Consider the following 19617-nt stretch of genomic DNA (forward strand, 5'->3'; position numbering starts at 1 on the left):
AGGGCCGGGAGAGACACAGCCTGAAAAGATGGGATTCGTCGCCGTCCAGTGGGCTATCGAGGACAGGACCGACGCCTCTCAGTGCAAGGCGTACGGCGCGAAGGCGGCCGAGCTGATGCTCATCGACACGAAGCACAACCACGTCACCAGGCAGGTGGTCCCGTGCGAGCGGTTCGACGCGAGCATCCATGTCTCCGCCGATAACTACGTCGGAGCGATCACGCTCATCGACGAGAACGGCAGCCCGGTCAGCGAACCGCTGCCGCTGGGTCCGTTCGAGGTCTCCGGGGCCGAGACGACGACGCGCCGGGTCAGCTTCCCCGCCGCCGAGGGGCGGCGCGACACCGAAGGGCAGCGAGACAGGCAACGACCGGGCGACCGACAACGCCGGTAGCTTGCGGGCGGGCCTGGCCGCCCGCCCGACCCCCCGAGCGAGCCCGAACGCGCGCTCGCCGCCGCGCCCCACCACGCCAGGCCGCCGCGGCCTCACCACGCCAAGGAGCGCCGACGAGACGCCATCACGGCGGCGACGGCGCTCGGTCCCTCCGCGCCCCCGCGGAGAGCTCCCGCCCCTCGACAAGCTTCAGGAGCTTCTCCCTCGTGGTCAGCCCCACGTGGCGCGCCACCTCCTTGCCTCCGGCGAACGCGACGACCGTCGGGAGCCCGCGGATGCCGAAGCGGCGGGCGAGCGCCGGGCTCCGATCGCCGTCGACCGCCACCACCTTCAGGCGACCTGCGCCCTCCTCCGCCAGCCGGTGCAAGATCGGCGCGAGCGCGCGGCACGGCGGGCACCACTGCGCCGTGAAATCGACGAGGACGGGCACCCCGGCCTCCAGCACCTCGGCATCGAAGTCGAGCTCGTTGATCTCGTGGACGGGATTCATGGACATTGCGCGAGCCTCCATGCCTCCTCAGGTCTCGAGACCCGCAACCATTACAGCGCTCGCCGGTGTAATGTGGGCGCGGCTCGAGACCTGACCTCCGTAGACCATGGAAGCCATCAAGGACGCGGACGACATCCTGGGGCACGTGTCGCACCTTGTGCGCTCGGAGCGTTCGGCGCTCGCGGCGCTGGCGCGCGCGGAGGGGGTGACGCCCGAGGACGCTGTCGACTGCGTGCAGGAGGGCCTCTGCACGCTGCTCACCCTCGCGCAAGAGGGCGCGCTCCCGGACGACGCCGGCGCGTGGGGGGGCGTGCTCGCCGGGATGGTGCGGAACGCCGCGCGCAACCGGCGCCGCCGTCACTTCCGCGCCCGGCCGCACGAGGACGTCGACGCGCACCCGGAGGCCGCGGGGGAGGTCCCGGCGACCGACGAGGCGATCGCGCGCGCGGAGGAGCACGTCCGCCTGCGCGCGTGCGTCGAGGAGCTCTGCGAGATCCAGAAGGCGGTCGTGACGCTGCGCATGCTCGAGGAGCGAGCGGGGGAGGACGTGGCGCGCGCGCTCGGCATCTCGGCCGGCCACGTCGCGGTCCTCCTGCACCGCGCCAAGGTCGCGCTGCGCGCCTGCATGACGACGCCGTCCTGATCGCGCGCGGCGCGGGCGCGCTCGGGTCTGCTATGTCTCGGGTAAGACGCCATGAGCACCCCTCCGCCTGCCTTGCGCATCCTTGCACCCGACGAGCCGCCTGCGTTCGAGGTGGTGAATCCCCAGGGTCGATCCAGCGCGGTCCTGCTCTGCGACCACGCCTCCAACGCGGTCCCGCGGAGCCTCCGCGAGCTGGGCATGCACGAGGAAGCGCTCTGCCAGCACACCGGCTGGGACATCGGCGCGGCGCGCCTCTCGCGCCGCCTGTCCGCGCTCCTCGACGCGCCGCTCGTGCTCTCCGGCTACTCCCGCCTGGTCATCGACTGCAACCGGCTGCTGGGCTCGCCGACCTCCATCCCCGAGATCAGCTGCGGCGTGCCCATCCCCGGCAACGTCATCGACGCCGCGGAGGCCATGGCGCGCGCCGACGCCTGCTTCTGGCCCTACCACAACGCGATCACCGCGCTCCTCGACGAGCGGCGGGACCGCCGCGAGAGCACGGCGATCCTCAGCCTCCACAGCTTCACGCCGTCGATGCCCGGCGAGGACCGACCCTGGCACGCGGCCATCCTTTACGGCCGCGATCGGCGGCTCGCCGCGCTGTTCCTCGAGGCGTTGCGCCGCGAGCCGGGGCTCTGCGTCGGCGACAACGAGCCCTACTACGTGACCGATGGCGGCGATTACGGGATCCCCGTGCACGGCGAGGGCCGCGGCCTGCCGTGCGTGCTCCTCGAGATCCGCCAGGACGGCCTGCTCAGCGACGAGGGCGTGGAGGCCTGGGCGCAGCGCCTGGCCGCGATCTACCGGGAGATCGAGGCGGACCTCTTCCCCGCGGCCGGCAGCGCGTGACGCCCGGCGCGCGCGGCGCCGCCCCTCGCCGGCGTGGCCGAGCGCGTCGGCCCGAGCGAGTTCCCGGAGCTGCTCCTCCGGCTCGATGAGCCCGGCCTCGTTCAGGCCAGCGTGGCGGAAGCGCCCCTCCCGGCGAGGCGCGACTGCCGCGGCGGCGTTCGGTGCTAGGTTCTCGGCATGGTCCTACCCGCCTCCGGAACGCCGCGGTCGCCCGGGCCCCCGCTGATCGCTCCGACGGAGGAGGAGTGGCGTGCGATGACCCCGGCGGAGCGCGAGCGCCTGCTGGTGAGCATCGTCGACGCCCTGTCCGACCCGAAGAGCGCCATGGCCGAAGGGCGGCCCCACCACAAGGCCAAGGGGCGGGCGATCGACATGCTCACCCTGCACTTCGGCTCCACCGGACGCGTCATCTACCTGGCGGAGGAGCTGGCGGTCCTGTACGCGGGTGAAGAGGTGTTCGTTCCGGATATCCTCGCGGTGCTGGACGTTCAGCAGCCCGAGGACGATCCGCGGATGGCGTGGGTGGTGGCCGACGAGGGCAGGGGGCTGAGCCTGGTGCTGGAGGTCCTGCACCAGGGCGACCGGAACAAGGATCTCGTCGCCAACGTCGAGCGCTACGCGCGCCTGGGCATCCCCGAGTACTTCGTCTACGACCGGCTCCGGCAACAGGTCCACGGCTATCGGCTCCCCGGGCCGGATGCCACGCGCTACCAGCGCATCGTGCCGCAGATGGGGCGTCACGCTTCGGCGGTGCTGGGCCTCGACCTGGCGGTCGCCGGCGATCGGCTCCAGTTCTTCCAGGGCATGGCCGAGCTGTTCGGCTCCGCGGACCTGATCGGCCGCCTGAAGGGGATGATGGAGAGCCTGGAGTCGAGGGCCGAGCAGGCGCAGGCCCAGGCCGAGCAGGCGCAGGCCCAGGCCGAGCAGGCCATGGCAGGCCTGCGAGAGGCCCTCCTGGCCGCGCTCGCCATGCGCCGGATCCCGTGCCCGGACGAGGCGCGCGCGCGCCTGCTGGCCTGTCAGGACCCGGCGACGCTGCAGCGCTGGCTGCTGCGGGCGATGAGCGCCGACGCCCTCGAACAGATCCTCGCCGACTAGCGAGGAAGAGCTCCTCGCCGACGAGCGAAGCCCCGCGGCGAGACGCGCGTAGCGCTGGAGGAGCTGCGCGTACCCGAGAATGCAGGTCCACCCGCGCCCACCGCTCGCCGTCGAGCCGGTAGAGGCCGTCCGTCGTCCCGGCCAAGAGCGCGACGGCGGGCGCGACGCGCAGGCGCCCGCGGGGGAGTGACGGTGCTCGGCTCGTGATGGTTGACGTCGATGCCGAGCGTCGATGCTACGATTCGAGCTGCGGAACAGAAGACCGATATGCCGCACCCGAACAATCCCGTCATGGACGACACGGAACGTCCGCGACACGCCTTCATGCCAGAAGACAGCCTTGAAGAGTGGATTCTTCAGGAGAGCGAGCGCGCCGAGATCTATCTCCTGAGGAACGTCTCGCCTCCAGACGCCCTCCCGGGGGCCATCATCGCGTCCCCTTCCAGATCGAGCCCTGATTACTACTATCACTGGGTCCGCGACGCCGGAATTGTCATCAAAGCCATCCAGCAGCTCTACCGGTTGGCGCGAGAGCCCGAGGCGCGGCGACGGTACTTCGATCGGATGATGGAGTTCGTGGACTTTTCCCGGCACACCCAGCAGACGGCCGTTCAGGCCGGCATCGGGCTCGGCGAGCCGAAGTTCTTCGTGAATGGAATGCCCTATACGGGCCCGTGGGGACGGCCGCAAGACGACGGGCCCGCCATTCGCGCCATCGAGCTCACCCATTGGGCCTTCCTCCTCCTGGACGAAGGCCGGCGGGAGCTGGTGCAGGAGAGGCTCTACGATGGGAGGCTGCCCACCGGATCGGTGATCAAGGCGGATCTGGAGTACACAGCGCACCGCTGGCGCGCGACGTGTTACGACCTCTGGGAGGAGGTGCTGGGTCATCACTTCTTCACGCGGCTCCTGCAGCGGAAGGCGCTCATCGAGGGAGCCGCGCTCGCGACGAGGCTCGGGGACGACGGGGCCGCGCGCTTTTACGTGGAGCAGTCGAGACACCTGGACGGCGAGCTGCGCCGGCACTGGGAGCCCGAGCGCCAGTTCCTCGTCTCCATCCGCGATCAGGGGACCGATCCCCCGCGGAGCGGCCTGGACAGCTCGGTCATCATCGCGACGCTGGGCGGGTACTCGATCCACGACTACGAGCTCTACGGCGAGGATCTCTACCCGGTCGATCACGAGCAGGTGCTCGCGACCGCCGTGGCGCAGAAGAGGACGTTCCAGTGCCTCTACCCGATCAACGATCCGTCGCGCCGGATCGCGGGCATCGCCATCGGCCGCTACCCGGAGGACCGCTACGATGGCTACCGGACGGACTCGATCGGCAACCCGTGGCCGAGCCTCACGATCGGCTTCGCGATGTATCACTACAAGCTGGCCATGCAGTATCGGCGGTCGACGAGGATCGTCCTCACGCCCACGAACCTGCCGTTCTTTCAGGCGCTGCCCGTGGAGGGCGTGCGATTCGACCCCGGGGAAGAGCTCCTCGCCGGCGATCCTCGCTTCGACCGAACCGTGGACGCGCTTCGGCGCGAAGGGGACGCGTTCCTGGAGCGAGTCCGCTACCACATGAACCCGGACGGGTCCCTGTCAGAGCAGATGAACCGATTCACCGGCTTCCAGCAAGGGGCGGCCCACCTGAGCATGAACTACGCCGCTTTCTTGCTCGCGACGGAGATGAGGAGGCACCTCTTGCTCTTCTCTTGAGCGCGCTCGACGCTCCCCTCCCGTGCGCATGGCCCGTCCGCTCGCCGAGGGAGGCGGCCGGCGTGGGGCAAAGTCCTATGGACAGCGCTGCGTGCGCCGGAGTACAAGCCCGAGGACGGATCGACGAGCAGCGAACAGCGGCGAGGCGGGGCACTTTGCACGATCGACAGGGGCTCTCATTGGCTGACCCGAAGGACCACCCCGAGCACCGCCTGGGGCTGCAGCGGGACAACGGGTTCCTCGAGGTCCGCTTCGAGCGGCACGATCGCACGAGGCCCGTGCACCTCGCGCACCGCGCGCCGTGCCGCATGCTCTTCCCGCGGCAAGAGCCGGACGAGCCGCTGCTCGGGGTGTTCATCACGACCTCCGGCGGGATGGCCGGAGGCGATGTCCTCCAGGTCTCCGTCGAGGCGCGCCGCGGCGCCACGGCCACCGTGACGAGCCAGGCCGCCGAGAAGGTCTATCCTTCGCTCGGCGCCCCCAGCTGCCTCTCGCTCGATCTCCGCGTCGGCGAGGGCGCCACGCTCGAGTGGCTGCCCCGGGAGACGATCCTGTTCGACAGCGCCCGCCTCGAGCGGCGCGTCGAGCTCGACGTCGCGCCCGGCGGGAGCCTGCTGGCGCTCGATCTCCTGGTCTTCGGCCGGCTGGCCCGGGGCGAGCGCTTCACGGCCGGCGCGCTGCACGACGTCTGGCGCGTCCGGCGCGGAGGGCGGCTCCTCTGGGCGGACGCGCTCTCCCTCTCCGGCGACATCGCCGCGCAGATCGCGGCCCCCGCGGGCTTCGGGGGCGCCACGGCGGCGGGGCTCGCGCTGCTCGTCGCCGACGACGCGGCGGCGTGGGTCGACGAGGCCCGCGCGCGGCTCTCGCGCGGGTCGTCCCGCGCGGGCGCCACGCTCGTCGGCGGGGTGCTCGTGGCCCGGGCGCTCGGCGAGGAGCCGGCGCACGTGCGGCGCGATCTCACCGATCTCGTCTCGTGGCTCAGGGCGGCGCGCTCGGGCCATCCGGCGCGCATGCCGCGCTTCTGGTCGATCTGAGGAGGAGTCGATGAATCTCACCCCCCGAGAGAAGGACAAACTGCTGATCTCCATGGCCGCGATGGTCGCGCGCCGGCGGCTGGAGCGCGGCGTCAAGCTCAACTACCCCGAGGCGATCGCGCTCATCTCCGACTTCGTGCTGGAGGGCGCCCGCGACGGCCATTCGGTGGAAGATCTGATGTGCCGGGGCGCGCGCGTGATCTTCCTGGATCAGGTGATGGAGGGCGTCGCCGAGATGATCCACGATGTCCAGGTCGAGGCCACGTTCCCCGACGGCACGAAGCTCGTCACGGTCCACCACCCGATCGGCCCGCGGCTCGGGATCCAGTCGGAGCCCCAGGGCAAGCCGTAGCGGCGAGGAGGAGGTGTCATGATTCCCGGAGAGATCATCAGCCCGGCGGCGCAGCTGGACATCCAGGTCAACCTGGGCCGGCCCGTCGTCACGCTCAGCGTCGAGAACACAGGCGATCGGCCGATCCAGGTCGGCAGCCATTACCATTTCTACGAGACGAACGAGGCGCTCGTCTTCGACCGCCAGAAGACCCGCGGCATGCGGCTCGACATCCCGGCCGGCACCGCGAAGCGCTTCGAGCCGGGCCAGAAAGAGGAAGTGTCCCTGGTGCCCTACGGCGGCGACCGCGTCGTCGTGGGTTTCCAGGGGAAGGTCAACGGCTCGCTCTAGGAGGCTCAGGCGATGGCTCATCCGATCTCTCATTCCAGCTACGCGAGCCTGTACGGCCCGACGGTGGGCCAGAAGGTGCGGCTCGCCGACACAGATCTCTTCATCGAGGTCGAGCAGGACCTCACCGCGCTCCACGGCTATGGCGAGGAGGTCACCTTCGGCGGCGGCAAGGTCATCCGCGACGGCATGGGCCAGTCCCAGCGGACGCAGGCCGAGGGCGCCGTCGACACGGTGATCGTGGGCGCGCTCATCCTCGACCACTGGGGCATCGTCAAGGCGGACATCGGCCTCAAGGACGGCCGGATCGCCGCCATCGGCAAGGCCGGCAACCCCGACGTGCAGGACGGCGTGACCCTCGTCATCGGCCCCGGCACCGAGATCATCGCGGGCGCCGGGAAGATCGTGACCGCCGGCGGCATCGACACGCACATCCATTTCATCTGCCCTCAGCTCGTCGAGGAGGCGCTCTGCTCGGGCCTGACGACGCTGATCGGCGGAGGCACCGGGCCGGCGGCGGGCACGACCGCGACGACCTGCACGCCCGGCCCCTTCCACCTCCGGCGCATGCTCCAGGCCGCCGAGGCGCTGCCGGTCAACATCGGCCTGTTCGGTAAAGGGAACACGAGCCGGCCCGCCGGCCTCATCGAGCAGATCGCTGCTGGCGCCTGCGGGCTGAAGCTCCATGAAGACTGGGGCACCACGCCGGCGGCGATCGACAACTGCCTCGCCGTCGCCGACGACTACGATGTCCAGGTGGCGATCCACTCCGACACGCTGAACGAGGGCGGCTTCGTGCAGGATACGATCCGGGCCTTCAAGGGGCGGACGATCCACTCGTTTCACACCGAGGGGGCCGGAGGCGGCCATGCGCCCGACGTCATCGCGCTGGTCGGGGTGCCCAACGTGCTCCCTGCGTCCACGAACCCGACCCGGCCGTATACCCGGAACACGGTCGTCGAGCACCTCGACATGCTCATGGTCTGCCATCACCTCAAGAAGGAGATCCCGGAGGACGTGAAGTTCGCCGAGAGCCGTATCCGGAAGGAGACGATCGCCGCCGAGGACATCCTGCACGACCTCGGGGCCATCTCGATCATGGCGAGCGACAGCCAGGCGATGGGGCGCGTCGGCGAGGTCGTCCTGCGGACCTGGCAGACCGCCGACAAGATGAAGCGCCAGCGCGGCAAGCTGCCGGAGGAGAAGCAGGACAATGACAACTTCCGCGCCAAGCGCTATGTCGCCAAGTACACGATCAACCCGGCCATCGCCCAGGGGGTCAGCCGGCATATCGGCTCGGTCGAGGTCGGCAAGCTCGCCGATCTCGTGGTCTGGTCGCCGGCCTTCTTCGGGGTCAAGCCGGACATGGTGCTCAAGGGCGGCTCGATCGTCACGGCGGCGATGGGCGATCCCAACGCCGCCATCCCGACGCCGCAGCCCGTGCACTACCGGCCGATGTTCGGGGCCTATGGCCGGAACGCGATCGAGAGCTCGGTGCTCTTCGTGAGCCAGGCGTCGCTCTCGCGCGGGCTCGCGGCGAGCGCCGGGCTGTCGCGCCCGCTGCTCGCGGTGGAGAACACCCGGTCGGGGATCTCGAAGGCGAGCATGATCCACAACAGCGCCACGCCGCGCATCGAGGTCGATCCGGAGCATTACACGGTGAGGGCCGACGGCGAGCTGCTCACCTGCGAGCCGGCGGAGGTGCTCCCCATGGCCCAGCGCTACTTCCTGTTCTGACATGCGACGCGCCATCGAGGTCATCCCCCACGGGAGCACGCCTGAAGCCGCCGCCGAGGCGTGCGTGACGCTCGCCTACGACGACCGGCACCGCCGGCGGATCCGGCTCGCGACCGACGAAGGATGGGAATTTCTGCTCGACCTACCGGAGGCGACCGTGCTCGGCGACGGGGACGGCCTTCGCCTCGACGACGGCGCCTGGATCCGGGTGCGCGCGGCGGACGAGGAGCTCGTCGCGGTCACGTGCCGCGAGGCGCCGGACCTGGCCCGCATCGCCTGGCACATCGGCAACCGTCATATCCCGGCGGCCTTCGACGGCGCGCGGATCCTCATCCGCCACGATCATGTCATCGTCGACATGGTCCGGGGGCTCGGCGCCGAGGCGACGCCGCTCCGCGCGGCCTTCACGCCGGAGCGCGGCGCCTACGACCGGCAGGCGCCGCACGGGCATGGGCATTCCCACGAGCATGGGCATTCCCACGACCACGAGCATGGTCATGGGCATTCCCACGACCATGAGCACGGTCATGGGCATTCCCACGACCATGAGCACGGTCATGGGCATTCCCACGACCACGAGCACGGTCATGGGCATTCCCACGACCATGAGCACGGTCATGAGGACCGAGACGGGTGAGCTCCGTGGGCGATGGCGCGCTCTACCGCCTGTTGAGCTGGATGTCGCCGGCCTATCCGGTCGGCGGATTCAGCTACAGCCACGGGCTGGAGTGGGCGGTGGAGGCGGGGCTGGTCGGCACGGCGGAGCAGCTCCGGGCCTGGGTCGCGACGATCCTCGGCGAGGGCTCCGGCCGGGTCGACGCGGCGCTCCTCGCGGCCGCCTTCCGCGCCGAGCACGACCGGGAGCTCGACGAGGTGGCCGAGCTCGGGGCGGCGCTCCGGGGCACCCGCGAGCTCGCCCTGGAGAGCGCCCAGCAGGGGGCCGCGTTCCTCACCATCACCCGCGCCGCCTGGCCGCACCCTCGCCTCGACGCGTTCGCCGAGCGCCACGCCGGTGAGGCGCCGTTCCCGGTCGCGGTCGGGCTCGCCGCGGCCGCGCACGGGGTGCCGCTCGAGGCGGCGCTCCTTGCGTACCTGCACGGCTTCGGCTCGGGCCTTGTCTCGGCGGGCATGCGCCTGATCCCGCTCGGCCAGACGGACGGTCAGCGCATCGTGGCGGCGCTCGAGCCGGTCATCGCCGGCGCTGCCCGGCGCGCCGGGGACACGCCGCTCGACCGCATCGGCGCCGCGACGCCGGGGGTCGATCTCTCGTCGATGCAACACGAAACCCAGCACACGAGGTTGTTCCGATCATGACAGCAAGCACTCACGGTCCCCTCCGTGTCGGTATCGGAGGCCCGGTCGGCTCCGGCAAGACGGCGCTCGTCGATCGCCTCTGCAAGCGCATGCGCGACGAGTGGCGCCTCGCCGTCGTCACAAACGACATCTACACGAAGGAAGACGCGGAGTTCCTGACCCGCTCGGGCGCTCTCAGCCCCGATCGCATCGTCGGCGTCGAGACCGGCGGCTGCCCCCACACGGCGATCCGCGAGGACGCCTCCATCAACCTGGCGGCCGTCCGCGAGATCTCGCAGCGCCTGGCCCCGCTCGATCTCGTGTTCGTCGAGTCCGGCGGAGACAACCTGGCGGCGACCTTCTCACCGGAGCTCGCCGACCTCACCATCTACGTCATCGACGTGTCGGCCGGCGACAAGATCCCGCGCAAGGGCGGCCCCGGGATCACCCGATCGGACCTGCTCGTCATCAACAAGATCGACCTCGCGCCCATGGTCGGCGCGAGCCTGGAGGTGATGGACCGGGACGCCCGCAAGATGCGGGGAGAGAGGCCGTTCCTCTTCACCAACCTGAAGGAGAACAAGGGAGTCGAGGAGATCGCCGCCTTCATCGTCAGGAAGGGCGGCCTCGACGCCAGGACGAGCGCCCCGGCAGGCGGCTGAGAGGCCAGCAGAGGACCCAGGTCATGCCTGGGGGATGGGGCAGGGCGCGCGCCGCCATCACGTCAGCGCGGCGGCGCGGCGGCGCGGATCAGGCTTCCTGCACGACGATGCGATTCATGCGGATCGGGGTCTGGGGCCGATCGCCTCCGTCGGTGCGCGCCGTCTCGATCTTGCGCACGACGTCCATGCCCTCGATCACGCGGCCGAACACGGGGTGCTTCGAGGGGCCGGGCGTGAACCAGTCGAGGTAGGCGTTCTGGACGGTGTTGATGAAGAACTGGCACGAGCCGCTGTTGGGGCTGCCCGTGTTGGCCATGGAGAGCGTGCCGGGCTCGTTCGAGAGCTTGGCGTTGGCCGGGTGCTCGTCCTGGATGCATCCGTCGGGCCCGTCGCCCGTGCCCGCCCGCGGGCTCTTCGGGTCGCGGCTGTGCGGACAGCCGAACTGGAGCATGAAGCCGTTGATGACGCGGTGGAAGTGCAGCCCGTCGTAAAAGCCACTCTTCGCGAGCTTGAGGAAATTGCCGGCGGTGATGGGCATCTTGTCGAGGTAGAGCTCGATCGTGATGTTGCCCAGGGAGGTCTCGAGGAGCGCGGTCGGGTTGGCCATGGGCGAGAGGGTAGTAGAAGGCGCGGTCGGGCGGCAAGAGCCGGCGAGGCGCCGCGCGCACCTCCGCCCTGGGCAGCGCGCGCCTCCGCCCTGGGCAACGCGCGCCGCTCGGTCCGTGACCCCACGCGGCGCCCCGCGGCCGGCGCCGGCGCTCACCCGGGAGCGGCGATTGGCTCCTGGAGCACCGATCCGCTTGAAGACCGAGAATGAACAACAGAGGACACAGAGCTGGGGAATCCCCTTATTTTGTGCCAGTTCACAGAGGGAAATTGAACAGGGAGGCGGGGAGTTTTTCTGAGATTTTACTCCCCGCCTCCCCGCCTCCCTGTGAATTTTCTGAAAAAATTGAGGGGAGTCCTCAGGACACAGAGGAGAAGCAGGGGAATGGCACGTTCATTTCTCTCTCCTCTGCGCCCGCCGCGCCGCCGCTGGAGGCGCCGGTGGAACCGGAAGAGGAGCCGCTGGCCGATCCGGCGTGAACCGAGTCTATATTGTGATTTGGCTCACGTTTGCTTTAAAATGTAAGCAATCTTCATAGGATACAACTTCGCGGACCAGGACCCGTTGTGGTCGCGGGCGAGCCCGGGGGTAGTGGTCGCGTTTGCCTGAAACGCGACCCCCCGATCCAACGGCGACCACCAATTCCCCAAAAATCAACGTGATCGGGACTCTAGTCAACAACGTTGCAGGTTCGCAGGAGGACCCAAACGATGCCCCATAGAACGAAGAGAAAGACCACGAACTCGACGGTCCAGCCGATGATGTAGATCAGCCTCGGTGCCCTGATCTCTCGTTCGATGTCGCTCGCCTCCACCCTCTCTGGACGTCGCGCGGGCGGGCCAGAGGCCGAACTCCCAGCTTCCTCTTGCTCGCGCTCGCCGCTCATGACCAGCTTCGTAGCATGCAGCGTCGCTGCCGCACCCGTGCGCGGCCCGACGTCCGGCATCACGCCAACGACCCGACCCAGGTGGGGCGACCCGACGTCATGGCGGCGGGCCGAGACAGCGAGGGCGTGGACCAGCAGCCAGCGCGATCCAGGCGACCGCTCCGCGCTGCCGGCGTGGGACGAGGGCGCGCGCCCGGCAGGGTGACCCTGGCGCGTCGCGCCCGGCGCCGGGCGTTGCATGGAGCGCCCCCGGGATGAGCTGAGGCAGCTTGTCTCATCCGTGGCTCCCTGCCGCGGGTGAGCCTCCTCCGGAGGCGAGGCGATGGGCAGGTCGCGGCCCGGCGAACTCTGTAAGCCACCGTATTCACGAAGGATTCCAGGTGTCCGCGCGCGGCGGCACCGTTCGTGTAACAGCCGCCTCCCACGCACCGGGCCCGGCCTTTGCGCCGGGCCCTTTCAGCACAACGGAGGAGGTATCCATGACGCAGGCAGGCAATCCGAGGTGGTGGGATGAGCAGAGGACGTCGGGCTGGGAGCGCGTGAAGGAAGCGCTGCGCCGCGACTGGGAGCAGACCAAGGCGGACTTCACCAACGACAAGGGGCAGGAGCTCGACCAGGACATCGACGACACGGTGAAGCAGGCGCTCGGCAAGCAGCCGATCCCGCCGCGCCACGTGCCGAACAGCGACTGGGACGAGGTCGAGCCGGGGCTGCGCTACGGCTGGGGCGCGGCGAGCCAGTACAGCGAGCACAGCGACTGGGACGATCGGGTGGAGAGCAAGCTCAGGGAGGAGTGGACAGATCTCAAGAGCGGGCGCACGTGGGACGAGGCGAAGGGCACCGTGCGGCGCGGGTGGGAGTCGGCGCGGCGCAAGGCGTCCTGAGCGGCGCGCGCAAGGGCGGCGGCCGGACCTGAAAGCCCCGGGCACGCTGCGGGCCGGGCCTGGCACGGCCGCCGCCTTTCGTCGGCCATCCGGTGGGTGCAAAGGAGAACGGGGAATGAAGGTTCTTGTGACCGGCGGCACAGGGGTGGTGGGCCCGGAGGTGGTGCGGCGACTCGTGCGGAGAGGGCACGGCGTCCGGCTCCTGTCGCGCCACGCGAGCGACGATCGCAGGTCGTTCGAGGGCGTGGTCGAGGCGTTCGACGGCGACATCGGCGACGCCGCGTCGGTGCACGGCGCCGCCGAGGGGTGCGACGCGGTGATCCACCTGGCGGCCGTCGTCGCCGAGCGGCCGCCGGAGGTCACGTTCGAGAGCGTCAACGTCGAGGGCACACGCAACCTCGTCGCCGAGGCCGAGCGGGCGCGCGTCCAGCGCCTCGTCTACGTCTCGTCGCTCGGCGCCGATCGCGGCGAGTCGGACTACCATCGCTCGAAGCAGCAGGGCGAGGCGATCTGCCGCACGTTCTCGCGCGAGTGGATCATCGTCCGCCCCGGCAACGTCTTCGGACCGGGCGACGACCAGGTCTCGCTCCTGCTCAAGATGATGCGCGCGCTGCCGGTCGTGCCGCTCGTCGGGAAGGGCGACGATCCGTTCCAGCCGATCTGGTGCGAGGACTGCGGCGAGGCCCTCGCCGTCGCGGTCGAGCGCGCCGACCTCGCAGGGCGCGAGCTCGACCTGGCGGGCCCGGAGGTGACCTCGATGAACAAGGTGCTCGACCGCTTCGAGGCCATGACCGACCGGCACCCGGCCCGGCTCCCGCTGCCGGCGTGGATCGAGTCGACCGGGGCGAAGCTCGCGGCGAAGCTCGGCGTCGAGACGCCGGTCAACGCCGACCAGATCACGATGGTGACCGAGGGCAACGTCATCCCCGAGGGGCGCGAGAACGCCCTCGACGTGCTCGGCGTCAAGGCGACACCCCTCGACGAGAGCCTGGTCAAGCTCGGCGACTCGCTGCCCGAGCAGCTCCCGTCCGAGGGGCTCGGCCCGATGCGCCGCAAGATCTACAGCGCCGAGATCCGCGGGGCGCGCTTCGACGCCGAGGGGCTCATCGCGCTCGTGCGCGACGAGCTCCCGGAGCTGACCCCCCGCAAGACGGTCGTCGTCGGGGCCGAGCCCGAGAGCCCGACGCGCATCGCGCCGGGCGCGACGCTCACGATGGCCCTGCCGCTGCGCGGGCACGTCCAGGTGCGCGTCGAGGAGGTCTCGGCCCGCGCGATCACCCTCGCCACCCTCGAGGGCCACCCGCTCGCCGGCGCCGTGCGCTTCCTGGCCGACACCGCGCCCGGAGGCGACGGGGCGGTCCGCTTCGAGGTGCAGACGTGGAACCGCGCCTCGACCCTCGCCGACCTCCTGGTGATGGAGACCCTCGGCGGGGCGATCCAGACGTACACGTGGACCTCGCTCGTCGAGACCCTGATCGAGCGCAGCGGCGGCCGCGCCGAGAAGGGCGTCGAGGTGATCCGCGACGACCCCGACGAGCGCGAGGGCAAGGCGTTCGAGCGCTGGCTGGAGGAGCTCATCCTCCGTCGCGTCCGGAGCGACGGCGCCGCCGCCCCCGCGTGCTAGGGGTCAGGCGCTCCGCGCGGCGCTCGCGCCCGCCGCAGAGCAGAGCGAGCCGCCGTGTCCCACCCCCTCGTCATCAACGATGCGCTGACCGCCCCGGCCGCCCTCCTCAGCTGGAGCGCCGTGCGCGCGTCGGGGCCCGGCGGTCAGAACGTCAACAAGGTCGCCTCCAAGGTCGAGCTGCGGTTCGACTTCGCCGCGTGGCCGGAGCTCGACGAGGGCGCCAAGACGCGGCTGCACGCGCTGGCGCATGGCCGGCTCGACGCCGAGGGGCGCCTGCTTATAGTAAGTCAGCTCACGCGTGACCAGCAGCGCAACCTGGACGATGCGCGCGAGAAGCTGCGCGCGCTGATCCTTCGCGCGCTCGAGGTGCCGGTGCTGCGGAGGCCGACGCGGCCGACGCGGGCGTCGAAGCGGAGGCGGCTCGACGAGAAGCGGCGCACGAGCGAGAAGAAGCACGTGCGCCGCGGCGGGGAGAGCGACTGACGGCGACCGTCAACGCTTGCGCCGGGAGCCCGCGACGACCTCGGCCGCCGTTGCCGCGGTGGCCGCGCGCTTGAGCCATCGCCGCAGCTGGGTCGGATCGTCGCAGCCGGCGATCGTGCGAGCCACCTTGGCCGGCACCACGACCCCGCGCGCTTGCAGCACCGTGGTGATGGCCTCCTGCGCCATCCTGACTTCGCCGCGCGCCTCTCCGAGCGCCGCGCCGCGCGCCTCGCCGCGCGCCTCTCCGAGCGCCTCGCCGCGCGCCTCGCCGCGCGCCTCTCCGACCGCCTCGCCGAGCAGCGCGCCGCGCGCCTCGCCTTCTGCGACCGCCGCCTCGAGCGCCGGCACGCGCTTCTCGAGCAGCGCGCGGGCCACGGCGTCGTCCGAGGAGGTGGCGTCGAGCAGCGCCTGGATCGGCAGCGGGCGCACGAGGCATCGGTCCTCGATGACCGCATCCTTCGCAAGCGGCTGCCAGCCGTCGGTCTCGCGCGACCATTCCAGCACCCGGCGCTGCTTCACCAGGATGCAGAACACCCGCCGCACGCCCCGATCGATCAGCCGGCGCGCCTTGCTGGTCGGAACGGCGAGGGCTTGCTTGTCGCTGACCTCGAAGGCCAGCTCCTCCAGCCGCCGATGGCCTCCGCGATCGGGTTTCTGCGAGAAGACGCTGGCGTCGGGCGCATAATCGCTGCCGTCATCGGCCCGGGTGAGCATGTCGACGGCGCCCCGGTAGCCGGCGGCGACATGGGCGCCGAGGACGTAGGTCAGATCGAAATGCTGCGTCGCGTGCGGCGCATCGGCCGGGGCGGCGAAGAGCTCGGCGCCGTCGAGGTACTCCACCCGCGTCTCGGGCGGGGCCAGCCGGTCATCGACGTGCGGGCGGGCCCTGCCGCTCGAAGGCGTCTGGAGCGTGCGACCCGACGCGCCTGCGCCGGGGGCGAGGAGGACGTGTTCGTGCCTGGGCATGGCCTCCAGCATAGCCCAGCCAGCGGCCGGTAGGGCTCGCAGCGCCCGCGGCGGGATCGCCGCGGCGCGGATTACGCGTGCGCTCTCAGACAGCCCAGCTCGTAAAGCCCCATCCAGCCGACCTCCGGGTCCGTGCAGGCGCCCTCCCTGAGCTGAGCGACGAAATCCTCGATCGGCTTCTCGATCACGTCGATGAACTCGGTCTCATCGAGCGCCTGCTCCCTCTCGCGCACGCACTCCACGGCCAGGAACGCGTGGCGCTCGATGGTCGAGTAGGCGCACTCCAGCGGGCGTCCGAGCGGCAGGAGCCGCCCGGCGACATACCCCGTCTCCTCGATCAGCTCGCGCGCCGCCGCGGCCTCCGGGGTCTCGCCCGGCTCGACGCCGCCGCCGGGGAGCTCGTCGAGGATCCGATCGGGCCCCGGCCTGTACTGGCGCGCCAGGATCACCCGCCTCTCCCGGGAGATGGCCAGGATGCAGACGACACGCCCCTCCTTCTTCAGCGAGAACGTGCGGACCTGCCCGTCCGGAAGCTCGAAGGTGACGTCCTCGATCCTCCGCCACGGCGAGTGCTGGATCACGCGCCGCGCCAAAGCCTTCCACCCGACGACCGTCATGGGAAACCACCTCTGCGCCCCGAGCGCCCCGGCTCCGCCGCGGGGCGGCCCGAGGCGCACCGGTAGCCCATCGCGCGCGCGGCCACCAGCGGGCGCGGCTCAGAGGCCGAAGAGCTCCTGGAGAAATACGCCGCCCTTGCCGGCCCCTGCGTGCGTGAAGAACAGGCGCCCCGCGCCGAGGCCGCCCCCCTCCGCGACCCATTCGGCCGCGTGCGCGCGCAGCCGGGCGATCGGGTGCGGCGCGAACGCGAACGGCGAGCGCGAGCGGTAGACGAACGTGGCGTCGTAGTCGACAGGATAGCTCGTGATCGTCAGGTAAAACCACCCCTTCCGCTCGAATACGAACGGAGACTCGGTATGGCCGCTGTTCTGCGTGGCCGTCTCCGGCCCGAGCGTGAGCGCCATGGCCGGTGGACTCCAGTGGACGAGATCGAGCGACGTGCGGTAACCGACGCCGCTCAGGCGCGACTCCCGCGACGCGCAGCGCGTATAGTAAACCACCCACAGGTCGCCGAGCCGAATGAGCATCGGATCGCGGGCGACGCAGATATCCTCGAAGAGCGTCCCTCCCTCCCGGGTCCAGGTGACACCGTCCTGCGAGCGCGCGATCCGGAAGCCGGATCGGTCGGGGTCGGGCGTGCCCACGTGAAAGACCATGACCAGGCTGCCGTCGCGGTCCCGGACCACGTGCGGGGCCCAGATCCAGCGCTCGCCGGGGAGGGCGCGGGTGGAGAAGCGCTCGGGAGCCAGCGCGAAGCTCGGCGAGGCGGCTTCGACCCAGCGCGCCGGGCCGGGGCCGGGCGCCGCGGCGAGGACGAACGCGCTCTCGGCCTCCGGCCGATAGGGCTCGTGGCCGAAGATACCGGTGAGGATCCAGCGGCCGTCGGAGAGCTGGATCACCGCGTGGTCATTCACGTAGAACGGGCCCCCGGGGAGGCTGTCCGTATCGAAGATCTTCACCGCGGGGCCCTGCGTCAGCCGCGGCGCGGGAGGTCCGGAGAAGAAACGCAGCGTGTAGCCGGCCTCGCTCCACGGCGCGGGGGAGCTCCGCGCGTCGATCTCGAGGACGGGGCGCCTGTCCGCGCCGCATTGACCGGGGAGCAAGTCGACCCAGAGCGCGTCCTCCGCGAGCGACCGCACAGGGTTTGCCTGCATCTCGTGGAGCACGCCGACCTCCCGCCCGTCGAGCCTCACGCTCGCCGTCTGGGGGGCCTCCGCCGCGGAGTACGCGCGGAGGAGCAGGAGCCCGCGCGCCTCGGGCGGGCACGCGAGCTCGATCCGGGTGACGCCGCGGCCCTCACGGACCCAGAAGGACCGCCGGGGCTCCGAGCGCTCGGCGTCGACGGCCGAGCGCGCGAGGCGCCGCTCCCCTCGCACGCGGACCTTCTGCTCGCCGATCTCCCGGTGATCCGAGAACGCGTACGCGAGGCCGAGCGAGCGCACCCGCAGCGGCGTGTAGGCGCCGGTCGGCCCGGCCTCGGCGCCGAAGCGCATGCCAGAGCGGCTCACGATGGGGTCGGCCACGTGCAGGCGGTACAGGGAATGGTCGAACCGGGCGCGTCTCCAGCCATCCTCGGGATCGATGACGTGGAGGCGGAGAAGGCCGCTGAAGGGATTGCTGTGCGCGCCGAGGAAATAGAAGCCTCCGTTGAAGTAGTCCTCGGTGCCGGTCCCGATCTGCAGGGGGTGAGACATCCTGTCGGTCCGGATCATCTCGTCACCCTCGAGGTACAGTCGGTCGCCCGGGCGGCCGCCGCTGAGGTGCTCGAGGAGGGCGACGAACTGGAGCGGCTCATCGCTCTCGAAGAGGGGCATCGTCGTCTCGCGCCCGGGGGCCGTCTGATCGCGGTACTGCGCGAGGAGCCGCACGCCGCGGTGGACGGGCGCGAGGTCGACGGCCGCCTCGATATCCGAGGTACCCCCCCCGAGCGCGACCTCGACCGAGAGCGTCTCTCCCTCGGAAAGCGGAATGGGCAGGCGCGTCGCGAGCCTGCCGGCCCCTCCGGCGTCGGGCGCCCAGGCGGCGTGCAGCGCGCTCCGGAAGGTGGTCCATCCGCCGTCGGTCTCGGCGCCCGTGCTGGCCAGGCCGAAGAAGAAGGACGCGGGCACAGGCGGCTGCCCGCCGATCCTCACCTCCAGGTCCTTCAAGCTGCCCGCAGGGATCCGGATGTCGAGACCCGATACCGTCGCGGGGCCTGTCGCCAGGAGGAGCGGGGCGCCGGGGCCCAGGGCCTGCCGGTGCGACGGGGCAGGCAGGGTGGCGGTCCAGTCCTCGGTCATGAATCGCGCGAGCTCCTCGGACGTCGGGCCCGAGGCGGCGCCGGGACCTTCGCGGTAGGTGATCTGGTAATAGATGGGGACGCCCCGGAAGCGGACCTTCGCCTCGCTGGACCACGCGAAGGGGACGTAGCTGGTGAATGCACCCGAGCTCGCGTCGACGCCGAGCGCGAGGGGCGATCGCCAGGGGCCTCGGCCCTCGAAGAAGCCGAGGAGCGGCCCGCGGTACGCGGTGCGTCCGTCGATCTCGATCCAGATCTCCTGGTCCGGTTTCTCGAGCTCCGCGCGCGGGGCGGTCATCCATATCCGCGTGATTCTCCCCTCGCCGCGGGCATGGAACAGGACCCGGTGCTCCCCCTCCAGCGCGACACCCGCGCGGTAGCCATCGTCATTGCCGCCCGCGGGGTCGTGCGTGGTCACGCTCCGGGTGACCCACCCGGGGTGAAAGGAGAGGAGATCCTCCAGCACCGGATCGATCGACGCGGCACCCGGCGCGATGGCGAGCGGCGCGCCGAGGAGATAGCGGGCCGCGCGGGAGACGAAGAGGTCCAGGCGCGCGCCCGTGAGGCGCCCGTGGCGAACTCCGGTGCTCATGATCACAACCTAATGGTGCGGACGGCGCCTGGGCAGCGGGCTCGTCTGGGTACCTCGCTTGCATCAACGCGAATCGAGACAAGGCGCGAC

The 19617-nt window shown here is 70.9% G+C and carries 21 protein-coding genes; 15 read left to right on the plus strand and 6 right to left on the minus strand.

Annotated elements, in window-relative coordinates; genetic code table 11:
- The first annotated feature begins 28 nt into the window (after window positions 1-28).
- Window positions 29-394, plus strand: a complete 366-nt coding sequence (locus WMF28_RS10880) for a hypothetical protein (RefSeq protein WP_437602108.1) — start codon at window positions 29-31, stop codon at window positions 392-394.
- A 124-nt stretch (window positions 395-518) separates the two neighbouring features.
- On the opposite strand, the gene WMF28_RS10885 is transcribed toward WMF28_RS10880, so the two are convergent.
- On the minus strand, window positions 519-890 hold the full coding sequence (locus WMF28_RS10885) for a thioredoxin family protein (RefSeq protein ID WP_437602109.1): 372 nt from the start codon (window positions 888-890) through the stop codon (window positions 519-521).
- Between the two features lie 100 nt (window positions 891-990).
- Here WMF28_RS10885 and WMF28_RS10890 point away from each other — a divergent pair, with 100 nt between their 5' ends.
- From WMF28_RS10890 to ureG, 11 genes are all read left to right on the plus strand, one after another.
- Window positions 991-1527: an RNA polymerase sigma factor gene (locus WMF28_RS10890; protein WP_437602111.1), complete on the plus strand. Its 537-nt coding sequence runs from the start codon at window positions 991-993 to the stop codon at window positions 1525-1527.
- Between the two features lie 51 nt (window positions 1528-1578).
- The gene (locus WMF28_RS10895) at window positions 1579-2376 is read left to right on the plus strand and encodes an N-formylglutamate amidohydrolase (RefSeq protein WP_437602112.1); all 798 of its coding nucleotides are present in this window, start codon (window positions 1579-1581) and stop codon (window positions 2374-2376) included.
- A gap of 177 nt (window positions 2377-2553) precedes the next feature.
- Window positions 2554-3474 carry a Uma2 family endonuclease gene (locus WMF28_RS10900; RefSeq protein WP_437602113.1) on the plus strand — a complete coding sequence of 307 codons (921 nt, stop codon included), beginning with the start codon at window positions 2554-2556 and terminating at the stop codon, window positions 3472-3474.
- Window positions 3475-3765: 291 nt separating this feature from the next.
- Window positions 3766-5184, plus strand: coding sequence for a glycoside hydrolase family 15 protein (locus tag WMF28_RS10905; RefSeq protein ID WP_437602114.1), 1419 nt, complete (start codon window positions 3766-3768; stop codon window positions 5182-5184).
- 179 nt (window positions 5185-5363) lie between these two features.
- The gene (locus tag WMF28_RS10910) at window positions 5364-6218 is read left to right on the plus strand and encodes an urease accessory protein UreD (RefSeq protein ID WP_437602115.1); all 855 of its coding nucleotides are present in this window, start codon (window positions 5364-5366) and stop codon (window positions 6216-6218) included.
- Between the two features lie 10 nt (window positions 6219-6228).
- Window positions 6229-6570 (plus strand): urease subunit gamma, encoded by a 342-nt coding sequence (locus WMF28_RS10915; protein WP_437579651.1) that lies wholly within the window; start codon window positions 6229-6231, stop codon window positions 6568-6570.
- Window positions 6571-6588: 18 nt separating this feature from the next.
- On the plus strand, window positions 6589-6900 hold the full coding sequence (locus tag WMF28_RS10920) for an urease subunit beta (RefSeq protein ID WP_437602116.1): 312 nt from the start codon (window positions 6589-6591) through the stop codon (window positions 6898-6900).
- 12 nt (window positions 6901-6912) lie between these two features.
- Window positions 6913-8634 (plus strand): urease subunit alpha, encoded by a 1722-nt coding sequence (ureC, locus tag WMF28_RS10925; RefSeq protein WP_437602117.1) that lies wholly within the window; start codon window positions 6913-6915, stop codon window positions 8632-8634.
- Window position 8635: 1 nt separating this feature from the next.
- Window positions 8636-9271 carry an urease accessory protein UreE gene (locus WMF28_RS10930; protein WP_437602118.1) on the plus strand — a complete coding sequence of 212 codons (636 nt, stop codon included), beginning with the start codon at window positions 8636-8638 and terminating at the stop codon, window positions 9269-9271.
- Window positions 9268-9948 carry an urease accessory protein UreF gene (locus tag WMF28_RS10935; RefSeq protein ID WP_437579655.1) on the plus strand — a complete coding sequence of 227 codons (681 nt, stop codon included), beginning with the start codon at window positions 9268-9270 and terminating at the stop codon, window positions 9946-9948. The genes WMF28_RS10930 and WMF28_RS10935 overlap by 4 nt, the downstream gene beginning before the upstream one ends.
- Window positions 9945-10589, plus strand: coding sequence for an urease accessory protein UreG (gene ureG, locus WMF28_RS10940; RefSeq protein WP_437602119.1), 645 nt, complete (start codon window positions 9945-9947; stop codon window positions 10587-10589). The genes WMF28_RS10935 and ureG overlap by 4 nt, the downstream gene beginning before the upstream one ends.
- Window positions 10590-10677: 88 nt before the next feature.
- Here ureG and WMF28_RS10945 read toward each other — a convergent pair whose 3' ends face one another.
- Together WMF28_RS10945 and WMF28_RS10950 are read right to left on the minus strand one after the other, a co-directional pair.
- A complete protein-coding gene (locus WMF28_RS10945) occupies window positions 10678-11196 on the minus strand; it encodes a peptidylprolyl isomerase (RefSeq protein WP_437602120.1) in 519 nt (172 codons plus the stop codon).
- 670 nt (window positions 11197-11866) lie between these two features.
- Window positions 11867-12082, minus strand: a complete 216-nt coding sequence (locus WMF28_RS10950; RefSeq protein ID WP_437602121.1) for a hypothetical protein — start codon at window positions 12080-12082, stop codon at window positions 11867-11869.
- A gap of 479 nt (window positions 12083-12561) precedes the next feature.
- Here WMF28_RS10950 and WMF28_RS10955 point away from each other — a divergent pair, with 479 nt between their 5' ends.
- The 3 genes from WMF28_RS10955 to arfB all read left to right on the plus strand — a co-directional run bounded on the left by WMF28_RS10955 (window position 12562) and on the right by arfB (window position 15073).
- Window positions 12562-12966, plus strand: a complete 405-nt coding sequence (locus WMF28_RS10955) for a hypothetical protein (protein WP_437602122.1) — start codon at window positions 12562-12564, stop codon at window positions 12964-12966.
- Window positions 12967-13081: 115 nt separating this feature from the next.
- Window positions 13082-14590 (plus strand): DUF1990 family protein, encoded by a 1509-nt coding sequence (locus tag WMF28_RS10960; RefSeq protein WP_437602123.1) that lies wholly within the window; start codon window positions 13082-13084, stop codon window positions 14588-14590.
- A gap of 54 nt (window positions 14591-14644) precedes the next feature.
- Window positions 14645-15073, plus strand: a complete 429-nt coding sequence (gene arfB, locus WMF28_RS10965; RefSeq protein WP_437602125.1) for an alternative ribosome rescue aminoacyl-tRNA hydrolase ArfB — start codon at window positions 14645-14647, stop codon at window positions 15071-15073.
- A gap of 9 nt (window positions 15074-15082) precedes the next feature.
- On the opposite strand, the gene WMF28_RS10970 is transcribed toward arfB, so the two are convergent.
- The 3 genes from WMF28_RS10970 to WMF28_RS10980 all read right to left on the minus strand — a co-directional run bounded on the left by WMF28_RS10970 (window position 15083) and on the right by WMF28_RS10980 (window position 19527).
- Window positions 15083-16039, minus strand: coding sequence for a Uma2 family endonuclease (locus tag WMF28_RS10970; RefSeq protein ID WP_437602126.1), 957 nt, complete (start codon window positions 16037-16039; stop codon window positions 15083-15085).
- 71 nt (window positions 16040-16110) lie between these two features.
- A complete protein-coding gene (locus WMF28_RS10975; RefSeq protein WP_437602128.1) occupies window positions 16111-16656 on the minus strand; it encodes an NUDIX hydrolase in 546 nt (181 codons plus the stop codon).
- A 99-nt stretch (window positions 16657-16755) separates the two neighbouring features.
- Entirely contained in the window at window positions 16756-19527 is a 2772-nt protein-coding gene (locus WMF28_RS10980; protein WP_437602129.1) for a DUF2961 domain-containing protein, read from the minus strand.
- Window positions 19528-19617: the final 90 nt, after the last annotated feature.

This window comes from Sorangium sp. So ce590, from assembly GCF_051521365.1.
Taxonomy (GTDB): Bacteria; Myxococcota_A; Polyangia; order Polyangiales; family Polyangiaceae; genus Sorangium.